The sequence below is a fragment of the Geminocystis sp. CENA526 genome, assembly GCF_050753365.1.
Taxonomy (GTDB): Bacteria; Cyanobacteriota; Cyanobacteriia; order Cyanobacteriales; family Cyanobacteriaceae; genus Geminocystis.
Map to the genome: position 1 here is coordinate 1 of NZ_JBLZFY010000068.1, position 22,298 is coordinate 22,298.

Consider the following 22,298-nt stretch of genomic DNA (forward strand, 5'->3'; position numbering starts at 1 on the left):
TAAACCTATTATATATCAACACTTTTAACGATTATTTATTACTAAAATATAATAACTACTGTAAAAGAGCCTCATTTATTTTTCAATCACTCTTTTAATGGCATTGATAATGGTTTCTAAAACAAAAACCCTCGCATAATATTTATCATTACCCGGTACTACTGTCCATTGACATTGAGGGGTATTGGTACGCGCAATCATTTGATTAACGGCGACATCGTATAAATTCCATTTTTCTCGGTTGCGCCAATCTTCATCGGTGAGTTTATAGCTTTTGTAAGTGTCTTGTTTTCGATCGTGGAAACGTTTTAATTGTTCTTCAGGGCTGATATGTAGCCAGAATTTTAACACAATATAGTTAGCACTCGTTAATTTAGCTTCAAACTCGTTAATTTCTCGATAAGCCCGTCTCCATTCGGCTTCAGTGGCAAAACCTTCGATTCTTTCCACTAATACTCTACCGTACCAAGTTCGATCGAAAATACCAATTTTGCCTGTAGGAGTTAACTGTCTCCAAAAGCGCCAAAGATAATGATGGGATAACTCCTCTTGAGTTGGCGCGGCAAAGGCATGGACTTCATAACTACGAGGGTCTAAAATATCAGTAATGCGCTTAATTGCACCACCTTTTCCTGCCGCATCCCAACCTTCAAATAACACCAAAACCCCAATATCTTTTTCGTAAATATCTTTTTGTAACTTACGCAAGTGCATTTGAGATTGTTTTAATTTCAGTTTATATTCCTCTTTGGGATAATTGAGGGTTAAATCCGTTTGGGCAAGGTAGTCAGGTTCGGTAGATAATAATTGTGATTGAGGAGGTAAAGAAGGCGACGCTACCGTGATTTCTCGTTTTGCCAATGCTTCCCGAATAGTTGCCACTAACTGAGTTAAAACCTTATATCTTGCCCATCGTTGACAATCTGCCTCTACTAATACCCAAGGGGCGAAACCCGTGCTAGTATAAATCAACATTTCTTCGGCTAAGGTTTGATACTCGTCATAGTTTTTCGCCTGTTGCCAGTCTTCCTTACGCACTCGCCACGATTCAAATTCGTCTTTTTCATATTCCTTGAGACGATTTTTCAATTCTTTTTTGCTCAAATGAAGCCAAAATTTAGCCACTACTGCGTTATCTTCTACTAAATGCCGTTCAAAAGCATTAATATCCCTCGTAATTAAGGGTATTTCTTCGCTGTTAATTCTGTGGAATAGTCGATCTTCTAAAAGATGAGTGTACCAACTATGGTAGAAAATGCCAATACTGCCTCTGGGGGGTAATTTTTGCCAAAAACGCCACAGAAAAGGATATTTTTGTTCATCAGGAGAAGGGGATAAGATCGGATGTACTGTAAACCCCCTAGGATCCATATAATTCGTCATTTGCTTGACTAATGAGCCTTTTCCTGCGGCTGCCCAACCTTCTAAAACTACGACTATGGGGAGTTTTTCTAACCAACAGATATTCTGTAACGATCGTAATTCTCGCATTAAATCTTCTATTTTAGTGCGATAGGTTTCTTTATCTAAAGAAAGGCTTAAATCGAGGTTATTGAGCATAAGATTAAATAGAATTGAGAATTGGCAATGAAAAACTGGGAAATTTGAGGATTGCTTACTCAAATATATAATCTCGATCGAGAAAATAAAAAACTCTTAATATTTTCTTAATGATAGAAGTTATGTCCTTGTACCAAAAATTAATAGATTGAGATTCTTTATTCCCAAGCAAAATTGGATTTATTGATAAACAAAATTTGTAAGGAATAAATTTTATCGTTCACTGAGGTATTATTAAGACAATAAAGTAAGAATATTTATCTTATTAAAAAATAAGTTATGGAAAAAACTTTAATTTCATCAGGAACAAAACAAAAAATTACTGTTACCGTTGATAGTAATTTAATTGCCGATATTGACAACTTTAGCAATAATCGATCGGCAGTAGTCGAAGAAGCTCTTTTTTTGTGGCGACAGCAACAACTGGAGGCTAAATTGCGTGAATTTTATTTGAATCGCTCTCAAAATGTAGTAGCTGATGAAGATAATTGGAGCGACACGACTCAAGATCATGCGATCGCCAACTGGACAGAATCAAAGGAGGATAGTTAATGTCAGATATTGAGATTTTTCCCCGTCAAGGTGAAGTATATCTTTGTCGTGCCTTAAAACAATCTGGAGATACGAAAAAACGTCCAGTAGTGGTAGTTTCTTTAGATGTCAGAAATCAATATAGTTCAACCATATTAGTTGTACCTTTTTCTTCTTTTCTCGAAGGAATTGAAAATAATCCTTGTCGAGTTTTAGTAAAAAAAGAGGAAGGAGGTTTAATGGTTGACTCTGTAGCAATGACGGATTTAATTACGAATATCAAAAAGAATTATCTTGAATCTAATGTTTATGGTGTTATCAGTCAATCTTCTTTAGCAAAAATTCAAAGAGCAATTTGTTTAAGTATAGGGGTTTTTTAACAAACAAAACCCTTTTTAACTTATATTAGACATCTTCAAAAATACAGGCAAGATGCCTGTTCTACGGTGGTAAAATCATAATAATTGGAGAATTCTAATAGAAATCACCTTAGTAGCTTATAATTTATTCGGCAAATTTTAAGTCAGATACAGGAATAGGAGGCAATTTAAAAGAAACTAAAGACGCTATCAAGACAAAAAAGCTAGAAATCCATAAACAGGCTTCGATACCCCCCATTTGAAAGACTACCCCCGATGTAATTGTACCTAATAGCCTTCCTCCAGAGTTTGCCATGTAATAAAAACCCACGTTTAAGGCTACGTCATCATCTTCTGTATAGGCTAACACGAGATAGGAATGCACAGCAGAATTGAAGGCGAAAACAATACCAAAAATAATTAAGCCTCCCGTAATGACGATTTGAGGATTTAATCCTGCCATGAATGCCAGTGCGATCGAAATTGGCACTATAGTTAAGATAGAAGTCCAAATTTGAATAGTACGCGCTTGAGGTGCTTTTCCTGCTTGGTTTTGTCGTAGGATGGTAGGGGAGAAAGACTGAATGATACCATAACCAATTACCCAACAAGCCATATAAGTACCCACTTGAATAAAAGTCCAACCTAAATTAGTGCGCAAAAATACGGGTAATGCCACCACAAACCAAATATCCCTTGCACCGAATAGAAAGAATCTTGCTAAGGATAAAATATTAATAGCTTTACTCTTAGAAAATAACTGTTTAAATTTAATTTTTGCTTTAATTTTGCCCATATTTTTCGGTAAAAATCGACCACTTAAAAAGATAATAAATAATACCGATGCTTGAATAAATAAAGCATTTTTAAAACCAAATACTTCTAATAGAAAAGCACCCACAAAAAAGCCTAAACCTTTGAGAGCATTTTTTGAACCTGTGAGAATGGCAACCCATTTAAACAACTTCGATTCTTGCTCTTTCGGCACGACTAAACGCACAGCACTTTTTGAACTCATTTTAGTCAAATCCTTTGCTACTCCTGAGAATGCCTGAGAAGTCATCACATATAAAACTTGAAAAGAAACCGCCCATTCAAAGTTAATTACCCCTAACATAACGAGGGCAAAAATTTGTAAAGCGATACCACCATAGAGAGTTAATCTTAAACCAAATTTTGAGCCAATCCAACCGCCTAAAAAGTTGGTAACGATGCCAAATATTTCGTAAAATAAAAATAGAAAAGCGATTTCGATCGGGGTAAAACCGAGTTTATTAAAGTGCAGTAAAACGAGCATTCTTAATGCACCATCGGTAATTGTGTAACCCCAATAAGCGGAGGTTACTAGAGCATAATTGCGTAAATTTTTATCCATAAAAAATAATTAATAATTAGGAAATTTTGATTGTCATTGCGAGGCACGAAGCAATCTCCAATTTGTATTGTCATTGCGAGGTATGAAGCAATCTCCAATTTGTATTGTCATTGCGAGGTATGAAGCAATCTCCAATTTGTATTGTCATTGCGAGGTACGAAGCAATCTCCAATTTGTATTGTCATTGCGAGGTATGAAGCAATTTCCAATTTGTATTGTCATTGCGAGGTATGAAGCAATCTCCTGTTAAAGTGTTGGAAAAATCAAGGAGTTAAGATTCCTTCGCTATCGCTCGGAATGACAGAATTATTGTTACAAAAGAATGGCAGGAATATTATGAATTGCTTAGGTTACTTATCTTGGCGACTAATTCGATAAGGCGATTGGAATAACCCCATTCGTTGTCATACCATGCCAAAATCTTTACCTGCGTTTCATCAATAACCATAGTGGAGGGTGCGTCAACAATGCTCGATCTAGGATCATCTTTGTAGTCTATAGATACTAAGGGCAATTCTTCATAACCTAAAATATCTTTTAAGGTAGTTTCGGAGGCTTGTTTTAATAAACTATTGACTTCGGCTACAGTGGTTTTTCGATCGACTTCAAACACACAATCTGTCAAAGAAGCGTTTAACATCGGCACTCTTACCGCTACCCCGTTGAGTTTTCCCTTCAACTCAGGGTATATCATAGCGATAGCAGTAGCTGATCCTGTGGTTGTAGGTACTAAAGACTGAATACAAGACCTTGCTCTGCGTAAATCCTTATGGGGGGCATCCACGACAATTTGTGTATTGGTGACATCGTGGATAGTGGTAATAACACCATGTTTGATACCTAAGCCTTCATGAATCACTTTGACGACAGGAGCGAGGCAATTAGTAGTACAAGAAGCCGCCGTTAAGAGATGATGCTTGTCGGGGTTGTAGAGATAATCATTTACTCCCATGACGATATTAAGGGCTTCTTCCTTGACGGGCGCAGCCACCACAACTTTTTTGACACCACTTTCAAAATAGGGGTTGAGGGTGTCAAGAGTGCGAAATTTACCGGAACTTTCGATGACTAAATCCACCCCTAAATCCGCCCAAGGCACTTGTTGCGGAGTGTTATATTCACTAAAACTAATTTTTTTCCCTTCGATGACAAGGTGATTATCTTCCACTGTAATGGATTTTTGCCAACGTCCATGCACGGAGTCAAATTCGATGAGATGTGCTGCCGTGGCTACTCCCCCTTTTACCTCGTTTATATGGACAAATTCCAAGGCTGGATTATCCCAACCTGCCCTTAATGCTAATCTGCCGATGCGTCCAAAACCGTTAATACCAATACGCATTATGATAATTTCCCTGATTTGATACAACAAAAAAAGTTGTTTTATTAATAAGTAATTTACTTATATTGACAACTTATGTTCATGGCTCGATCGTATCATCAAATCAAGAAAAGTTGGTTTAAGAATTGGTTAAGAATTGAAAATAGTCTATTAGTGTGATAATAGTTAAAAGCTCTTTTGCGGTACTGCTCGATCGATACGGAAACTACTATAATAAAAACATTCCCATTGTATTTATTCTCAATTGTTCTATGTATCAATTATCGTTAAATTTAGAGCAAATATTACAGTTAGTTAAACAATTACCTGAAAATGAAAAAATTAGGTTAAATCGTGAATTAGAGCAAGATATACAAAACCAAAAACAAAATCAACAATTAACTAACTTTTATACGAAGATGTCGGAAGCATCATTCCATCAAATTTGGGATAATCCAGAGGATGCTGATTATGACAATCTATAGTTTTGGGGATGTACTTCTTCTTTCTTTTCCCTTTACCAATCAAATGTCCACAAAAAAAAGACCAAGTGTAGTTATTAGCTCTAATAATTATAATCAATACAAGCCTGATTTAATTAGGGGTTGCCTCATAGTATGAGTGATGAAGGGAAGTAATAGGTAATAGGTAATAGGTAATAGTTTTAGAGTTATTATACCATAGTGTAATATTTGTATTTTGTATTTTTTGTACCTAGTTTTTGACTAAAAATTGTTAAAACGGCGCACTTTTTTATTAATTTAACGATGCTCCAAACCTTGATTTTAATAGCCTTCTGATTTATTCAGCAAACCCTAATTATTATTGCTGTTACCAGTCAAACAAATACTACCTTAACCGAAAACGAATTATCGATCATTAAATTTAGTGAAGCAGGTTTATTAAAGCCATCGATAATAAAACCAGTTATTGCAACCATTGATAAAAATTTAGTCATCAAAAAACTAGGGCAATTACAAAAAGAAGACTCCCGTAACTTACAATATTTAATAAAAAGAATTTTAGGGTAGATTGATAGTTACTAAAAAGGTTTTTCCTTGTCATTGCGAGGTAACGAAGCAATCTCTTATTTCAGAGAAAGCAATGTAGCTGTATCTAATCTCGCACCGAAATTAGTCACTAACTTAGCAGAGGCTAAAGACGCTAGTTTTCCTGCTTTTTCCCACCCTAAGCCGTTGGTAATGCCGTATAATAGGCATCCTGCGTACATATCTCCTGCACCTACTGTATCTATTGCCGTCACGGGATGAGGTTCAATTTCGATGATTTTCTCTCCATCAAAAATGAGTGAGCCTTCTTTACCCCTAGTAATAACAAAGGTTTTCGCTAAAGTTTTGAGGTAGGAAATTGCGATCGAAATATCCGTTGTATGCGCCATTTTTAAGGCTTCGCTTTCATTAGAAAAGAGTAAATCAACACCGTTACCGATAATTTCCGTAATGCCGTCTCGGAAAAAATCCACCATGTTAGGATCAGATAAAGAAAAAGATACTTTTACCCCTGCTTTTTCTGCTATACTTTTCGCTAAAATCGCCGTTTGTCGTGCTACGGGGGAAGAAACGAGATAGCCTTCAATATAGATATACTCGGAGTCTTTTAAGGCGGATTCGTTTAACTCTTGGGGGGTTAAATCTCCTGTAATTCCTAAAAATGTGTTCATAGTTCGATCGGCATCAGGAGTAACCAAGACTAAACATTTCCCCGTGATACCGTCTGGAAGAGTATCGGGAGTTAAATTAGTGTCTAAACCGCAGTCGATTAAATCCTGAAGATAAAACAATCCAGCGTCATCATGGGCAACTTTACAGGAGTAAAAACCTTTTCCCCCTAATTGACTAATGGCTACCATTGTATTCGCAGCCGAACCTCCAGAACATTTTTTCCAAGGGGGAGGTAAATGCTCAATCACTTTATTTTGTTGGGTTTCATCCATTAATGTCATTACACCTTTATCAATGGATAGATGTTGCAACATCTCAGGAGTTACTTTAAACTCCATATCCACAAGGGCGTTACCGATACCATATACGTTATATTTTTTTGTCATATTTCTATAGTGAATAGTGAATAGTGAATAGGGAATAGGGAATAGGGAATAGGGAATAGGGAATAGGGAATAGGGAATAGGGAATAAGGGGATAGGAGGATAAGGGGATAAGGGGATAGGGTGATGAGGAGGAATAATTGTTAATTTTGTTTCATTCTTCATTCTTCATTCTTCATTCCTCATTCCTAACTCATTGTGACTTTTAATCCACAAGGTGATTTTTTATCCCCTGTTATTGTTACCCCTCGATCGTTTGCCGATAAATGGCGTAAAATCTTGTAAATAGATTCTATCTCCTCTTTTTTGCCTAATTGAGAAGCTATTTCCTCAATGGTTAAAGTATTAGAGGTATTTTTTAATAGAGTTAATATCTGGGTTTGTAAATCCAAAATCGAGGCGGCGGCTTTTTTACCTGCTTCTACTCCGGGTTGATGATAGGCATTAATATTAACTAGATAAGCATAAATACTTACTGCTCTTTCGTATAAGGCAATTAAAGCACCCACAATTTTGGGGGTAACTTCATTAACAGTAACGGTGATAGAGTCTCTACCGTTATCGTATAAGGCTTTTCTTGTGCCTTGCAGTAAACCAGAAAGATAATCTCCACTGGTAATATTACTTTCTAATTCGAGGGATTTGCCTTCTCTATCCTTCAATACTTCGATAAAGGTAGCAAAAAAGTTCGGGATTCCTTCCCGTAATTGTTGCACATAGGCGTGTTGATCTGTTGATCCTTTGTTACCATAAACAGCTATACCCTGATAAACGGTGTTACCATCTAAGTCTTTTTCTTTGCCTAAAGATTCCATTACTAATTGTTGTAAGTAACGACTGAATAATAAAAGGCTGTCTTTATAGGGTAAAATCACCATGTCTTTTTCACCTTTGCCTTTTCCTGCATAATACCAAGACAGGGCGAGTAAAGCGGAGGGATTATTTTTAACATTGATTTCTCTGGTGGCTATATCCATTTCTTTCGCCCCTTCTAGCATTGCGTCTATGTCGATGCCTTCTAACAATGCTGGAAGTAAACCTACGGCGGATAATTCGGAGGTGCGCCCCCCTACCCAATCAAACATGGCAAAGCAACCTAACCAGTTTTCTTCTTTGACAACGTGATAAAGTTTGCTACTGTCATCCATCATGGTGATTGCTACGGCATAACGGGAAAAGTCTAAGCCTTGTTGTTGATAGGCGTGTTTGACTTCTAACATCCCGTTTCTGGTTTCGGGTGTGCCTCCTGATTTGCTGATAACTAAGACTAGGGTAGTTTTTAATTTATTGCCTAATTCTTGTAGGGTTCGATCGATCCCTATGGGATCGGTGTTGTCAATAAAATGTATATTTAAACTAGGGTTATTAGGTGCTAAAGCCTGATGGACGAATTGAGGACCTAAAGCCGAGCCTCCGATACCTATAGAGAGTAAATCTGTGAATTTTTCTCCTTGAGGGGTTGTAATGATACCTGAGTGAATTTTTTGGGCAAATTCTTTAATTTTTACGATACCGTTGATAATTTCCTGTTTGATTTCTTCCGTAGGTGCGATGTCTGGATTTCTTAACCAATAATGCCCTACCATGCGGTTTTCATCGGGGTTGGCGATCGAACCTTGTTCTAGTTTAGTGATAGAATCGAAAGCAGAAGCGAATTTTGGTTGCATGGAGGTATAAAAATGATCATCAAAACCCATGCGACTAACATCTACATAAATATCTAAACCTTGATGATAATAAAGCCAATCTTGATAGCGTTGCCAGAGTTGTAAATTATCCATAAATCTAACAGTGATGATACGTTCTCATTTTCCCATTATGATCCACATTGAGCAAATGAGAATACTGAAAAAAATATCAAGGTGAATAGAGAATAAATAAATGATATTTTCTGGAGGCTGGACTTTGGGTGAAGATACAGTACAGTATAGTATATAGTATGAATAGGTTTTTGTTAAAAAATGAAATACAATAACATCATAATTGTTACTGGTTCAGCAGGGTTAATTGGTTCGGAATCAGTGAAATACTTTGCTGATTTAGGTTTTGATGTGGTAGGCATTGACAATAATATGCGTCAAGTTTTCTTCGGGGAAGATGCCTCCACTGAATGGAATAAAAATTATTTGCTTAATACTTACAAAAAAAACTACACTCATTTTGACGTGGATATTCGAGACAAAAGCTCGATCGAACCTATCTTTGAGAAATATAATACCGATATAAGCCTAATTATCCACACGGCGGCGCAACCTTCTCATGATTGGGCAGTAAAAGATCCTTATATGGATTTTACCGTCAATGCTAATGGTACACTAACCTTATTGGAAAGTACCCGTAAATATTGCCCCGAAGCCGTTTTTATCTTCTGCTCTACAAATAAGGTTTACGGCGATACTCCTAATTACTTACCGTTAAAAGAAGAAGCATTGCGATGGGAAATCGACTTTGATCATCCTTTTTATAAAGGTATCGATGAAACCATGAGTATTGATCAAACGAAACATTCTCTGTTTGGTGCTTCTAAGGTGGCGGCGGATGTATTGGTACAAGAATATGGACGCTATTTTGAGATGAAGACTACTTGTTTTCGAGGAGGTTGCTTAACAGGTCCAAATCATTCCGGCACTAAGTTACACGGCTTTTTATCCTACCTAATGCGTTGTGCTATGACTGGCAATCATTACGAGGTTTACGGTTACAAGGGTAAACAGGTTAGGGACAATATCCACAGTTACGACTTAGTTAATGCCTTCTATCATTTTTATCAAAATCCTCGTGTTTCTGAGGTTTATAACATCGGTGGAAGTCGTCACAGTAATTGTTCTATGGTAGAAGCGATCTCACTTTGTGAGGAGATTACGGGGAAAAAGATGAATTGGAGTTATAGCGAAACTAACCGTATTGGGGATCATATTTGGTGGATTAGTGATGTGAGTAAGTTTCAAAGTCACTATCCCGATTGGAAATATAAATATAGCGTTAAGGATATTCTACAGGAAATTTACACTAATAACCTCGATCGATGGTAGCCCTTACCTCGACTAGATTGTAGGGTGGGCAATGTCCACCAATTTAATTCTCCATCCTTGTAAATTAGACTATGAATAACAATATTTTATCAGGAAAAGTAGTTAAATTTTTGTTAGGGGGGGGTGTAGCTACCGCCATCAATTTACTGTTGATTTTCCTCCTTATCGAAAAACTCGGTTTTGATACCCCATTTTTACACAATGTTGCCAATATAATCTCGATCGAACTCTCTCTTATTGCTAGTTTTTTTATCTATCGTATTTGGGTATGGCGTGGCGGTAGTTGGAATTGGTTTAACGTACTTTTCAAACAACTACCCCTTTATCATGTATCCGCAGGAACAGCTATAATAGTAAGGGTTTTATTTGTCTTTCCTTTGTTAGACTGGTTAGGAGTTAGCTATGGTGTAAATACGATGTTAGGGGCATTAATCAGTGCTTCCCTTAATTTTATCATTAGTGATCGATTTGTCTTCTCTAATAACAAAAATCAGCCCAAAGAAGCCTATTTTCCAGAAGCCTTAACCCCCGCTTTAGTGGAGGATATTACACGCCCTCTTATTTCTCACGAGAAAAGGCATAAAATTAACTTACTTTCTTTGGTGATTCCAGCCCATAATGAGGAAGATTGCATCGTTAACACCATTAATAACATTAGCCAACATCTTGATCAAAGGCAAATTAACTACGAAATTTTGGTAGTCAATGATAACAGTAGAGATAACACGGAAAGTATTTTACAGTCATTACAAGAAGAAAATTCAAGGGTGCGTTACATTAATAACTACTATCCTAATGGCTTCGGTTTTGCCGTTCGCTGTGGCTTAGAGAACTTCAAAGGAGATGCAGTTGCCATCGTCATGGCGGATAATTCCGATAGTCCCGAAAACATGATTGATTACTATAATAAAATTCAGGAGGGTTATGATTGCGTTTTTGGTTCGAGATTTATCAAAGGAGGCAAGGTGATTGACTATCCTTTTTACAAATTAACTGTTAACCGCATGGCAAATCTGTTTATTCAAGTATTATTCGGGCTTCCCCTTAACGATACAACTAACGCCTTTAAAATGTATCGGCGAGAAGTAATTGAGGGTATTTCTCCCCTTATTTCCCACCATTTTAACCTTACCGTAGAACTTCCTTTAAAGTCGATCGTGCGAGGTTATAGTTATGCTATTATACCAATTACATGGAGAAATCGATCGGCGGGAATCTCGAAATTAAAGTTAAAAGAAATGGGGAGTCGATACCTTTTTATTGTGCTTTATACATGGTTAGAAAAGCATCTTTCGAGAGGAGATTATCAGCGAAAAAAAGTCCCTATTAAAGTGAAATCTTCTGATTAAGTTCGTAAGTAATAGCTTTAGCTATTAATAAACTCTAAAAAGTTAACTACAAACATTATTTTAAATTAAATTTAGAATCAAATAATGTTATTATAAAAAGGTAATTTATATATCTTATAAAAAGATATTATGGCTCGTGATTTATTCCACAATATTGTTAGATTAGCCCTAGAAAAAGATGGTTGGATAATCACAGATGATCCACTCAATATTCAAGTAGGAGGAATTGATGTTCAAATTGATTTAGGGGCACAAAAACTTTTAGCCGCCGAAAAAAATGATGAAAAAATAGCAGTAGAAGTAAAAAATTTTGTTAGTGCTTCTAAAATTTCAGAATTTCATATGGCGCTAGGTCAATTCATTAATTATCGGACAGCTTTGCGTACTGTTGATCAAAATAGAATACTATATTTAGCAGTTCCATCGCCCATTTATGATAGTTTTTTTTCCTTACCTTTTATTCAAACTATAATCAATGAAAATAAATTAAAATTAACTATTTATAATGTTGACAAAGAGGAAATTGAAAAATGGATAAATTAAATAATTACAGAGAAAAAATAAAACAATTATTAACTCAATATATGCAATATAAGCCTAGTTATGGTGATGTGGAAATAGAAACAATATTTGACAAAGATAATGATCATTATCAACTTATTTGCATAGGATGGAATGACCAAAAAAGAATATATAATCCTATGATACATATTGATATAAAAAAGGATAAAATTTGGATTCAACAAAATACGACTGAAGTTGATATTGCCTTAGAATTAATGGAAATGGGAATACAAAAATCAGATATTGTCATTGGTTTTAATACTGTTAAAATGCGTGAATTATCTGGCTTTGCTATAGAATAATTAATTTTTAAAATAATTATTCCCATAATGAATTTAGCGATTTCTAAACTCTAAAGAGTTAACTATAAACATTATTTTAACATACAATTAACTATTGAATACCAACTAAAATTATGAACAATAATCTTATTAATCAACAAGAATATTATTTACAACAACTTTATAATAATCGTTTTGATCCTCAACAGAAAAAAGCAAAATTATTACTTTGGAAAACCTTAATTAAAGACTTTCTACAACAATACGTTAATCCCAATGGTAGTATTTTAGACATCGGGGGGGGTATGGAGAGTTTATCAATAATATTAAAGCACAAGAGAAGTTTTTAATCGATCTTAATCCAGATGCTAAATTATTTGCTGATGAAAATGTCACCGTATTAAATATAAATATTTTAGACTTAAATGATCCCGAAAAATTTAATCGTAAGTTCGATCGTATTTTTGTGTCTAATTTCTTTGAACATTTACGCAATAAAGAAGAATTAGTCTCAATTTTAGCAGTATGTTATCAATTATTAAATCAAGGAGGTTCACTATTAATTATTCAACCTAATTTTAAATACTGTTATAAAGAATATTATGATTTTATCGATCATCAATTACCTATAACTCACTTATCCTTACAAGAAATTTTAAGTACGATCGGCTTTAAAATAGATGTCTTAATTCCTCGATTTTTACCTTATTCTACTAAAGGAAATCCTAGCTCACCTTTGTTATTATCAATTTACTTAAAATTACCGATTTTCTGGTCAATTTTAGGCTCTCAAATGTTCATCAAAGCAGTTAAATAAATATTAATTTATGCTTAAAACAAATCATCAAAATAAAGTAGATATTGGTTATATTATCATAACTCTTATTTTCTGCTCTTTAACATTACCATTTATTTTTTCTGATAATAGATATTGGGAACATGATCATGTACAATTTCATTTGCCTAACATTTTACAAATTAGAGAAAATTGGCCTCGATTAGATCTTTTAAAAGATTCATTATCTGCGATTTCACCCGGTTATCATTATTTTTTGGCAACTATTTCTTTTTTAACAGGAAAAAGTGAATTAAATTTGAGAATCATTAATAATATTATCGGCTTATCTATTCCTTTATTGGCTTATTATTATGTTAGAAAATATGTCAATATAAAAGTTGCTCTTTTATTAGTTTTTCCTTTAGCACTGTCCAATTTTTTAATCAAATCTTCTTTATGGATAGGAACGGATAACCCTGCTTTTTTATTGGTTTTCTTGACATTAATATTAATTTTTGATTCAACAGATAATCTGAGTAATTTGCAAGGTTTAAAGATAGCATTTTTATCAGCTTTAACAACTTTTATCCGTCAATTAAATGTTTTTTTAGTTGCCCCCTCTATTTTGAATATTATTTTACTTGAAGAAGAAAGTATTAAATTTAAAATTAATAAGCAAAAGTTTTTATTAATTTTTGTCTCATTATTACCCCTATTGGTAATATTTATTTTATATACCGCATGGGGCGGATTAGTTCCTCCTCAGTGGAAAAGTGCCTCTGTACAATTTTCCTTTGCACCTATTGCTTACATATTAGCGTATTGGGGATTTATTGCTCCTTTTTACTTATCAGGAATTATTAAAAATATTAAAGAATATATTAATAATAAGTTTATTCATTTTTCTTTTATTTTAGGTTTATTAATTTCTCTCATATCTAAAACTACATATAGTCATGAAGATGGTCGATGGGGTGGTTATATTTGGACAATTGTACAAAAATTACCATCTATTTACGATCGCTCTGTATTTTTTATAATTTTAGCTCCTTTAGGAAGTGTCTTTATTGCTATTTGCTGTATCAAAATAAAAGAATCTGTTGGCTTAAAAAAATCTATATTATGGTTATCATCTTTTTTATCTTGGGCAAGTACATTCATCATTAACCGTCAAATTTTTCCTCGATATTTTGAGACAATGATTTTGATATTTTTAATTATTTGTCTCAGTTATATTTGGCAAGATTTGAGTAATAATTATCATAAAATTATATCTATAAGTTTGTTTTTGTTAATAATAATTCAAACAATTATAACCGTTAGTTTAATTTTTTAAAATAGAATATTTTTCGTCCATTTTTTCTAACCTTATTGTTTTCAGTCTTCCAGCATGATAATTTTTGGGAAAATTATGTTATAATCTCAAAAAATCTAACTATATATAACATTGAAAATTAATCAAATAGACTAATGATATGTCCTCAGAAAATATACTCACTGTTACGAAATTAATAGAATTCTTACCTAATTCATTTCAAGAAATGGCGATCGAGCATTTAAAAGAATATATTAATACTTTACGGGAAGAAAAAGAATGGGATGATTTAGTAGATAAAAGTCAAGATAAATTAACGGATTTTGCCCGAAAAGCAAAGCAAGAAATCGCTCAAGGAAAAGCTCAATTATATGAATTGATGTCTTAATCCCAAGATTTTTATCCTATTCAACTAAATAAAAAGATACTAATATGCAATATCAAATTTTAATTCATAATAAATCACCCGAAAATTTTACAGCTTCTGTGATAGGAATATCTAATTTAATTAGAGAAGGAAAAACGGAAGATGAGGCAATCTATAAAATAAAATTAGCCTTAGAGGAATTATTAACTACCAGTAAATTGATCAATATAAATATTGATAATAATATCCAATCTTACCCCAAAAAAAATAATTATCAATACGCAGGAATTTTTGCAGAAGATTCTAGTTTTGATGATTTTATGGATAAATTAACTCTGATTAGACAGGAATCTAATTTAAGGGAAGATGACTAATGACACTTTATATTTTTGATACAGATCATCTTAGTCTTTATGGACGAAATCATCCGATTTTAATGAAAAAACTACTGATAAATAATGTAAAATTAGTGACTACAGCTATTACTGTAGAAGAATCATTAAGAGGACGTTTAGCACAAGTTAGTGAAGCTAAAAATAGTGAAAAAGAATCAAATGCTTATAAACGTCTTGTTCAAACATTACAATTACTATCTGAATTTAAAATTTTACCTTATAACGAGAAATGTCGTGAAATTTATCAGCAGTAAAAAAACAGTCGAATTAGAGTCGGTAGCCAAGATTTAAAAATTGCCTCGATCGCACTGAATTATCAAGGTATTCTTTTAACTAGAAATATCAAAGATTTTGAGAAAATTCCCTCACTTTCTTTGGAAAATTGGACAACATAATATATAAATCTTAATTAAAAATTATGACTAAAAAAGTATTAATTACAGGCGGTGCAGGATTCGTAGGAAGTGCCTTAGCTTTGGGTTTAGGTCAAAAATATCCTGATTGGCAAATTACAGCCCTAGATAACCTCAAGAGACGTGGCTCTGAGCTTAATTTACCTCGACTAGCAGAGGCTAATATTAACTTTATTCACGGGGATGTGCGTAATAGTGAGGATTTAGACGCAAATTTATTACAACCTGATTTGATTTTAGAATGTTCTGCTGAACCTTCCGTATTGGCAGGGTATAATTCCCCTAAGTATGTGTTAGAAACTAATTTAGTTGGCACGATTAACTGTTTAGAATTGGCAAGGCAGACGAAGGCGGATTTTATCTTTCTCTCCACCAGTCGGGTTTATCCTATCAGTTATCTCAGCAATTTGGCTTACACGGAAACGGATACCCGTTTTCAACTTAATGCTAGTCAAGAGATTATCGGTGCGTCTGGTTATGGTATCGCTGAGAATTTTCCTTTGGATCAGGCTCGATCGATCTATGGTACAACTAAATTAGCGTCAGAGTTATTAATTGCGGAATATGCTGATAGTTATGGTATTCGTACTTTAATTAATCGTTGCGGAGTGTTGACGGGGGCTTGGCAAATGGGTAAAGTGGATCAGGGTGTATTTGCTTTATGGATGGCGTTTCACTATTTTAAAAAGTCTTTAAAGTATATCGGTTATGGTGGCACGGGTAAACAAGTTAGGGATTTTCTCCATGTGTCGGATTTGTTGACTTTAATCGACATTCAAATTGAAAAACTCGATGAGTTGAAAGGAGAAACGTTTAATGTGGGTGGTGGTGTCGAAAATAGTTTATCTTTGCTGGAAACCACTCAACTTTGTCAGGAAATTACGGGAAATGAAATCTCGATCGACTCTATTATAGAAAATAGACAAGGAGATGTCCCCATTTTTATCACCGATAGTCGTAAAGTTATGGAAAAAACAGGATGGCAACCGCAACGAGATGCCAAGACGACTTTAATCGATATTTATGAGTGGATTAGAGGTAATGAAGCTACAGTGAAAGGAATTTTTGTTTAAACTCATTTTGCTGACATCTTAATCTATTTTTATCTATTAAAGAACTTGAGCTACATAGTCAATCATGGTTTGTCCAATCTCTTGATGATGCCATTGACGACTCTCAGAAACAAAGTTATCTAACTGTACTTTAGACTAATAAAATATTGCAAGACAATAAGGTCATTTCTGAGAAAGAAATTACCCGCTAAGAAGGTCGAATAAGAATATCCCATTTAGGCAATTCTGGATTGCGTTCTAAGTGTATTTCGATACAACACCAATTATATTTACTGTTCAGCTATAATTATCTCATTTTATTGTTTGGGTAGATCCTTTTTCAGAAATCACCTAAAGCTTCAACAAACATCAGTTATTCAGATTTCTAGGTTTTGAACGAGTGGTTCTCATCAAAATAGATGATTAGCACTCAACGAGTCGCACTCATTCTTCATTCCTCATTTCTCATTTCTCATTAAATTTATGCTCTTTCTTCGATGACTTTATCGATTAATCCATATTCAAGAGCTTCTTGAGCGGACATAAAGTAATCTCGATCGGTATCTTTAGCGATTTTTTCAATGGGTTGTCCTGTATGATATGCCATCATGCCATTTAATTCATCACGGATACGGAGAATTTCTTTAGCTTCGATTTCAATATCAGTGGCTTGTCTTCTACCTTGAACACCGCCTAATGGTTGGTGTATCATAATACGGGAGTGAGGAAGGGCTAGTCTTTTTCCTTTTGTACCTGCGGTTAATAAAAATGCACCCATAGAAGCGGCTAAACCTACGCAAATAGTCACCACTTCGGATTTAATATGTTGCATGGTGTCATAAATAGCTAATCCTGCGGTGACAGAACCACCTGGGGAGTTAATATACAGGTAAATTGGTTTATTGTTGTCTTCTGAATCCAGATACAACATCACCGCAATAATTTGGTTTGCTAAACTGTCGTTTACTCCTCTACCTAAAAAGATAATGCGTTCTCGGTAAAGTCGATCGTATATATTAACCCAGTCGCTGTAAGGTTGTCCGGGTGCTTGATATGGAACTCTAGGTACTCCAATAGGCATATTATTCTCTTGATATTTAATAAATGGATTTTGTTAATCTTTAACTGACGGCTGATAAAGGTACTGGTAGTTCTTTAGTACTTTCTAAGACTCGATCGATCAGTCCGTATTCCTTAGCTTGATAGGGATTCATATAGAACATTCGATCGGTGTCTTTCTCGATTTTTTCTACGGGTTGCCCTGTTTTATCAGCGAAAATATTGAGCATAACTCGTTTATTCACGATAACTTCTCGCGCTCGAATGGAAATATCGGTAGCTTGTCCTTGCGCTCCTTGTCTAGCTTGATGGAGAATAATGGTAGCATGGGGAAGACTAGCACGACATCCCTTTGTACCCGAAGCTAAAATCATGGCCGCCGTCCCCATTGCTTGACCTAAACAGATAGTATGGACAGGAGGCTTAATATAATTGATGGTGTCACAAATAGCGAAGGCTTCCGTTTCAAAACCGATGGAATCACCGCCATACCAAGATGTACCTGTAGAATTAATATACAAGTAGATAGGTTTTTCGGGATCATCGAACTGCAAAAATAACAGTTGTGCAATAATTAATTCCGTAACATCCACTCCTAATTGATCTTTATACTCGTCTGGGGATACCAAAGGCAACCCTAAATAAACGATTCTTTCTTTTAAAAGTAAAGAGGGTAAATCAGGAGGTGGCGTACGATAATAAGCATCTCCCCGATAGGGGGCGCTTACGGCTTGAATTGGTAAATTCATTTTTAAGTCCTAACTCAGCTTAAATAATACTTCTTTTGATTTTGACATAATCTCGTTACTGCGCGCGTGGGGTAATTACGAAATTCACAGTTTTTTCCCTTATTTATGACTTTTTATCTCAAGTTCGGATAATTTGTTAAGCTAAAACACATTTAACTTAAGGTTTTTATTAAGTCTCAAAAATAACTTCATCCCTTATCTTTTGCCTATTGCCTACCAACTTCAGTAAACTTCAATGCAAACTAGCCTACTCATTATTAACTACTCCATCGGGTATATCTAATTCTACATTAGGTCCTAAATCCATGACTTCTATATCCCATTGCCCTCGCCTCGCAGTCTCAAAAACTACATAACGACCATCGGGACTTATGCGAGGATTTCTTAACCAACTACGATACCCTTGGGTTAATAATTTTGTTTGTTTTGTAGCTCGATCGAACCAAAATATATCAGGACGACCTTGAATACTGGAAATATACACAATATATCGTGCTGTACGACTAAGACTAGGACTATCGGTAATAGCGTTGGGTAAATTTAACCCTGAAATATCGACAAAAGAATTTTGCTGTAAATCATATAATAAAATTTCCCTTCTCCCATAACGATTAGACACCATCGCCAAAAAACGTCCATCGCCACTAAGAAAGGGTTGCTCGTCATTATAGCGACTGTTCAGGGATGTGGATAAGGGGGAGAGATTGTTAGAATTACAACCTCCAATGATCAGAGTAATCAATAAAAGTAAAAAAAACTTCAACACCAAAAAACCCAAAAAGGATGTTAATAATCAAAATTTTCACGATCGGAAGGATTATCCCGCATATCATCATCCTCGTTATTGCCTTCCGTGTCCAGAGGTTGATAGTCCACATATTGTGTACCAACGCTAGAAACTATATCATCAGCAGATTTAGGACGGCGTTTTCTGCTTCTTGAACTAGGAGGCACATCCGAAGGCGGTTTTCGAGATGAACTACGACGAGGTTCTCTATCATCTTCCCAATGATCGGGGGTATCTTGCCAATCATCATAGCCACGACTAGGACGTGAAGGAGGATTGTTACGACTGCGACTAACAGGAGGTTGATTGGAAGGACGACGAGGGCGCGATCGAGGGGGTTGTTCTTCATAGGTGCTACGGCGAGAACTCGATCGAGGTGCTGTACCTTGTAAACGACGACGGGGTACTTCCTCCTCCTCATATTCATCCTCATAGCCTTCCATTTGATCTAATTGCGCCCGATAAACTCGACTACTGGTTCGATCGTTATCCACATAAGAAGCCGTACTTCTTCCCCTGACTTGAGTGGTAGCAAAAGCCCTTAAACGGATAGATTCGATAACAAAAAAGATAGCTGAACCTGCTAAAAGTAATTGACAAAATTGAAGAATCGGGTCTAAGCGCCAACCATGAAAAAATAAGATACCGCCACAAATTAACGCAACGGCGGCGAAAAATATATCATGATCTTTTGAAACTTCAGGTTTCCAAGAACGCATCGCATATAAAGCGCCTCCTGCCAAAAAGAGGACGATACCAAGAATACTAGCGGCATTAAAACCAAAATTAACCATGACTAAAATTTAAACTGCTATATTTTTTCTATCCTATCAAACAATTATCATTTACTATCATTGATAAGCTAGTTTGCATTTAATTAAAAATAGTGATGGTAGGGAAGAGAGAATAGGGAAAAGGGAGAGTTAAGACTGTCAGTGATTTTCAAGAATTAATAAATCCCCGTCTTCACAAACAAAGCAAGGCTTTTTCATTCTCAAAATTTGATTTAACTCAAAACTATAATTGACAAGAAATCTAGCCATTTTTTCAGATTGGCAAATCAATTATTATTAAAAATTAGAATATTTTTTCTGGAAATTAACTCACTTTAGTAGAGTTATGCTATTAGCAATGAAATTTATTTCTTTGCGGGATAAGGGTTTTACCCACTAATCCCCATTGCAATAAATGATCCTGTTGGCGTAACATTTTGTTACAGAAAATTTGACAAAATCAACGATTTATGAATAAACAAAGATTCAGGTAATGTCTCATAATCCGCTTTGCAATAAATTGACAAAGCTAACAGCAAAAGTCTGCTAAAGCGACTAAGAAAATGCAATTTTACCCCGACTTTGAAAAAAAACTGCAAACAAAGGCAGGGTAATTTTAGTTAACGGCGAATTTTATCCGCTTGACTTACGGCAATTAAACCGATGGTTGCAGGAATAACTACGATCGCAGCACCCCAAACCAAACTCCATAAAAAACTACTTAAAGAAGGTGTCATAACTTTTTTATACTTTTTGCTTACTAAAAATTCCTGAGTTCTATTCTACAATAACCTGTTACGACTTTGAAAGATAATTAGGGTTTGCTCAAAAGTATCAGTGATGAGGGCTAAATAGGGAAAAAGGTGTCGGGTATCAGGTTAAATAATTAAACAAGTGTGGGATGAATCGCCAGTGATGTGTTATTATTTTCCTAGTGGGGCTGGACGTGTACCTCACTTTAAAACGCCGTAGTGGGAAAGAAGGAGTACCACGATGGAAGTTCACTGTTGGATAATTTCCGCTTGAAGCCTACACTTTACAAACGTAAGTGTATGGAGCGTCACCTTAATCCTTCGATGGCAGGATGGAAATAAAAGGCTAAACCAATGACAGTATAAGTAGCTAATAACAGCACTCCTTCTAACCAATTTGAATTACCATCAGAACTAATAGAGTTAGCAATCAATACCGATACCGCTACCGCTACCAATTCAAAAGGATTAAAATTTAAGTCCATCGGTTGCCCAATTATCCACCCTGCTAAAACTAACACGGGGGCTACAAATAATGCTATTTGTAAACTTGAGCCTACAGCTACAGATACGGATAAGTCCATTTTATCTTTCATGGCAACGGTTATCGCCGTAGCGTGTTCGGCGGCATTACCAATGATAGGTAAAAAAATCACTCCTGTAAATAAGGCAGGTAAGCCTAAGACTTCCGTTGCTTTTTCGAGGGATTCTACTAACAATTCTGATTCTACTGCCACTCCAAGGGTAACGATTAATAACACTCCCACCCACAAAACAAGATTTGGTTTATGGGGAGTTTCCTCTTCTTCAGTCTCATTTTCTGCCATACCTACATCGTAGAGATAGGAATGGGTTTTCATGGAAAATAGCAGAGTTAGTAAATATACACTAATCAGTACGATCGAAACTCCAATAGATAAAGTTTGTATGGTATTATCCGTTAACCCTGTGGAGGTGTATTGTACGGCAGTAGGTAAAAGTAAGGCAATGACGGCTAAATTCATGGAAGAAGCATTTAAACGCGCGGCGGTGGGTTGAAAATTTTGCTCTTTGTAGCGTAATCCGCCTAAAAACATGGCAAATCCCATAACTAATAATAAGTTACCAATAATTGAACCACTTAAGGTTGCTTTCACCACTTGTACTAAGCCACTTTTTAAGGCGATAAAAGCTAAAATTAATTCCGTAGCATTACCAAAAGTAGCATTCATTAAACCGCCTAAATTTGGTCCCAATACTACAGCGATTTCTTCGGTAGCTGTTCCCATAAATCCTGCTAAAGGTATAATAGCAAGACCTGCGGTAATGAAGATAATTGCTTCGCTCCAATGGAGAAAATGCCCCACGATCGAAATGGGGCTAACAACAGTTAACAAAAATTTACTTAATTCTTTTTAAAATTACTCATTTATAATGCTAAA

General features: G+C 35.2%; 26 protein-coding genes. 15 read left to right on the plus strand and 11 right to left on the minus strand.

Going from position 1 to position 22,298, the window contains the following annotated elements:
• Nucleotides 1-75: 75 nt before the first annotated feature.
• The gene (gene pap, locus ACN4EE_RS15795) at nt 76-1,560 is read right to left on the minus strand and encodes a polyphosphate:AMP phosphotransferase (protein ID WP_431707423.1); all 1,485 of its coding nucleotides are present in this window, start codon (nt 1,558-1,560) and stop codon (nt 76-78) included.
• A 279-nt stretch (nt 1,561-1,839) separates the two neighbouring features.
• Here pap and ACN4EE_RS15800 point away from each other — a divergent pair, with 279 nt between their 5' ends.
• The gene (locus tag ACN4EE_RS15800) at nt 1,840-2,112 is read left to right on the plus strand and encodes a ribbon-helix-helix domain-containing protein (protein WP_431707424.1); all 273 of its coding nucleotides are present in this window, start codon (nt 1,840-1,842) and stop codon (nt 2,110-2,112) included.
• Nucleotides 2,112-2,471 (plus strand): type II toxin-antitoxin system PemK/MazF family toxin, encoded by a 360-nt coding sequence (locus tag ACN4EE_RS15805; RefSeq protein WP_431707425.1) that lies wholly within the window; start codon nt 2,112-2,114, stop codon nt 2,469-2,471. Before ACN4EE_RS15800 ends, ACN4EE_RS15805 begins: the two co-directional genes overlap by 1 nt.
• A gap of 124 nt (nt 2,472-2,595) precedes the next feature.
• On the opposite strand, the gene arsJ is transcribed toward ACN4EE_RS15805, so the two are convergent.
• Nucleotides 2,596-3,825 (minus strand): organoarsenical effux MFS transporter ArsJ, encoded by a 1,230-nt coding sequence (arsJ, locus tag ACN4EE_RS15810; RefSeq protein WP_431707426.1) that lies wholly within the window; start codon nt 3,823-3,825, stop codon nt 2,596-2,598.
• Nucleotides 3,826-4,159: 334 nt separating this feature from the next.
• Entirely contained in the window at nt 4,160-5,167 is a 1,008-nt protein-coding gene (locus ACN4EE_RS15815; protein ID WP_431707427.1) for an ArsJ-associated glyceraldehyde-3-phosphate dehydrogenase, read from the minus strand.
• Between the two features lie 155 nt (nt 5,168-5,322).
• Here ACN4EE_RS15815 and ACN4EE_RS15820 point away from each other — a divergent pair, with 155 nt between their 5' ends.
• Together ACN4EE_RS15820 and ACN4EE_RS15825 are read left to right on the plus strand one after the other, a co-directional pair.
• Nucleotides 5,323-5,631, plus strand: coding sequence for a hypothetical protein (locus tag ACN4EE_RS15820; RefSeq protein WP_431707428.1), 309 nt, complete (start codon nt 5,323-5,325; stop codon nt 5,629-5,631).
• A 336-nt stretch (nt 5,632-5,967) separates the two neighbouring features.
• A complete protein-coding gene (locus ACN4EE_RS15825) occupies nt 5,968-6,177 on the plus strand; it encodes a hypothetical protein (RefSeq protein ID WP_431707445.1) in 210 nt (69 codons plus the stop codon).
• Nucleotides 6,178-6,233: 56 nt separating this feature from the next.
• Here the strand turns inward: ACN4EE_RS15825 and ACN4EE_RS15830 are convergent, their stop codons facing one another.
• Together ACN4EE_RS15830 and ACN4EE_RS15835 are read right to left on the minus strand one after the other, a co-directional pair.
• On the minus strand, nt 6,234-7,214 hold the full coding sequence (locus tag ACN4EE_RS15830) for an adenosine kinase (RefSeq protein WP_431707446.1): 981 nt from the start codon (nt 7,212-7,214) through the stop codon (nt 6,234-6,236).
• 185 nt (nt 7,215-7,399) lie between these two features.
• Complete coding sequence (locus ACN4EE_RS15835) at nt 7,400-8,992, minus strand: glucose-6-phosphate isomerase (protein ID WP_431707429.1); 1,593 nt, start codon at nt 8,990-8,992, stop codon at nt 7,400-7,402.
• A gap of 180 nt (nt 8,993-9,172) precedes the next feature.
• Between ACN4EE_RS15835 and ACN4EE_RS15840 the strand changes: the two genes are divergently transcribed.
• The 11 genes from ACN4EE_RS15840 to ACN4EE_RS15890 all read left to right on the plus strand — a co-directional run bounded on the left by ACN4EE_RS15840 (nt 9,173) and on the right by ACN4EE_RS15890 (nt 16,778).
• Nucleotides 9,173-10,243, plus strand: a complete 1,071-nt coding sequence (locus tag ACN4EE_RS15840) for an NAD-dependent epimerase/dehydratase family protein (RefSeq protein ID WP_431707430.1) — start codon at nt 9,173-9,175, stop codon at nt 10,241-10,243.
• A gap of 71 nt (nt 10,244-10,314) precedes the next feature.
• The gene (locus ACN4EE_RS15845) at nt 10,315-11,592 is read left to right on the plus strand and encodes a glycosyltransferase (RefSeq protein ID WP_431707431.1); all 1,278 of its coding nucleotides are present in this window, start codon (nt 10,315-10,317) and stop codon (nt 11,590-11,592) included.
• Nucleotides 11,593-11,718: 126 nt separating this feature from the next.
• Nucleotides 11,719-12,135 carry an element excision factor XisH family protein gene (locus tag ACN4EE_RS15850; protein WP_431707447.1) on the plus strand — a complete coding sequence of 139 codons (417 nt, stop codon included), beginning with the start codon at nt 11,719-11,721 and terminating at the stop codon, nt 12,133-12,135.
• On the plus strand, nt 12,123-12,458 hold the full coding sequence (locus ACN4EE_RS15855) for a XisI protein (protein WP_431707432.1): 336 nt from the start codon (nt 12,123-12,125) through the stop codon (nt 12,456-12,458). The genes ACN4EE_RS15850 and ACN4EE_RS15855 overlap by 13 nt, the downstream gene beginning before the upstream one ends.
• 113 nt (nt 12,459-12,571) lie before the next feature.
• Nucleotides 12,572-12,787 (plus strand): hypothetical protein, encoded by a 216-nt coding sequence (locus ACN4EE_RS15860; protein WP_431707433.1) that lies wholly within the window; start codon nt 12,572-12,574, stop codon nt 12,785-12,787.
• 116 nt (nt 12,788-12,903) lie between these two features.
• Entirely contained in the window at nt 12,904-13,254 is a 351-nt protein-coding gene (locus tag ACN4EE_RS15865; RefSeq protein WP_431707434.1) for a hypothetical protein, read from the plus strand.
• Between the two features lie 10 nt (nt 13,255-13,264).
• Entirely contained in the window at nt 13,265-14,551 is a 1,287-nt protein-coding gene (locus ACN4EE_RS15870; protein ID WP_431707435.1) for a glycosyltransferase family 39 protein, read from the plus strand.
• Between the two features lie 139 nt (nt 14,552-14,690).
• Entirely contained in the window at nt 14,691-14,918 is a 228-nt protein-coding gene (locus ACN4EE_RS15875; protein ID WP_431707436.1) for a hypothetical protein, read from the plus strand.
• 44 nt (nt 14,919-14,962) lie between these two features.
• The gene (locus ACN4EE_RS15880; protein WP_431707437.1) at nt 14,963-15,271 is read left to right on the plus strand and encodes a type II toxin-antitoxin system HicB family antitoxin; all 309 of its coding nucleotides are present in this window, start codon (nt 14,963-14,965) and stop codon (nt 15,269-15,271) included.
• The gene (locus ACN4EE_RS15885) at nt 15,271-15,546 is read left to right on the plus strand and encodes a type II toxin-antitoxin system VapC family toxin (RefSeq protein WP_431707438.1); all 276 of its coding nucleotides are present in this window, start codon (nt 15,271-15,273) and stop codon (nt 15,544-15,546) included. Before ACN4EE_RS15880 ends, ACN4EE_RS15885 begins: the two co-directional genes overlap by 1 nt.
• A gap of 164 nt (nt 15,547-15,710) precedes the next feature.
• A complete protein-coding gene (locus ACN4EE_RS15890) occupies nt 15,711-16,778 on the plus strand; it encodes an NAD-dependent epimerase/dehydratase family protein (RefSeq protein ID WP_431707439.1) in 1,068 nt (355 codons plus the stop codon).
• A 460-nt stretch (nt 16,779-17,238) separates the two neighbouring features.
• Here ACN4EE_RS15890 and ACN4EE_RS15895 read toward each other — a convergent pair whose 3' ends face one another.
• From ACN4EE_RS15895 to cax, 6 genes are all read right to left on the minus strand, one after another.
• Nucleotides 17,239-17,838, minus strand: coding sequence for an ATP-dependent Clp protease proteolytic subunit (locus ACN4EE_RS15895; protein ID WP_431707440.1), 600 nt, complete (start codon nt 17,836-17,838; stop codon nt 17,239-17,241).
• A 40-nt stretch (nt 17,839-17,878) separates the two neighbouring features.
• The gene (locus ACN4EE_RS15900; RefSeq protein WP_431707441.1) at nt 17,879-18,565 is read right to left on the minus strand and encodes an ATP-dependent Clp protease proteolytic subunit; all 687 of its coding nucleotides are present in this window, start codon (nt 18,563-18,565) and stop codon (nt 17,879-17,881) included.
• Nucleotides 18,566-18,812: 247 nt separating this feature from the next.
• The gene (locus tag ACN4EE_RS15905; RefSeq protein ID WP_431707442.1) at nt 18,813-19,307 is read right to left on the minus strand and encodes a TolB family protein; all 495 of its coding nucleotides are present in this window, start codon (nt 19,305-19,307) and stop codon (nt 18,813-18,815) included.
• Nucleotides 19,308-19,351: 44 nt separating this feature from the next.
• On the minus strand, nt 19,352-20,146 hold the full coding sequence (locus ACN4EE_RS15910) for a Ycf66 family protein (RefSeq protein WP_431707443.1): 795 nt from the start codon (nt 20,144-20,146) through the stop codon (nt 19,352-19,354).
• Nucleotides 20,147-20,745: 599 nt separating this feature from the next.
• Nucleotides 20,746-20,862, minus strand: coding sequence for a photosystem II reaction center X protein (gene psbX, locus ACN4EE_RS15915; protein WP_017294125.1), 117 nt, complete (start codon nt 20,860-20,862; stop codon nt 20,746-20,748).
• Nucleotides 20,863-21,185: 323 nt separating this feature from the next.
• A complete protein-coding gene (gene cax / locus ACN4EE_RS15920) occupies nt 21,186-22,253 on the minus strand; it encodes a calcium/proton exchanger (RefSeq protein ID WP_431707444.1) in 1,068 nt (355 codons plus the stop codon).
• Between the last annotated feature and the right edge of the window lie 45 nt (nt 22,254-22,298).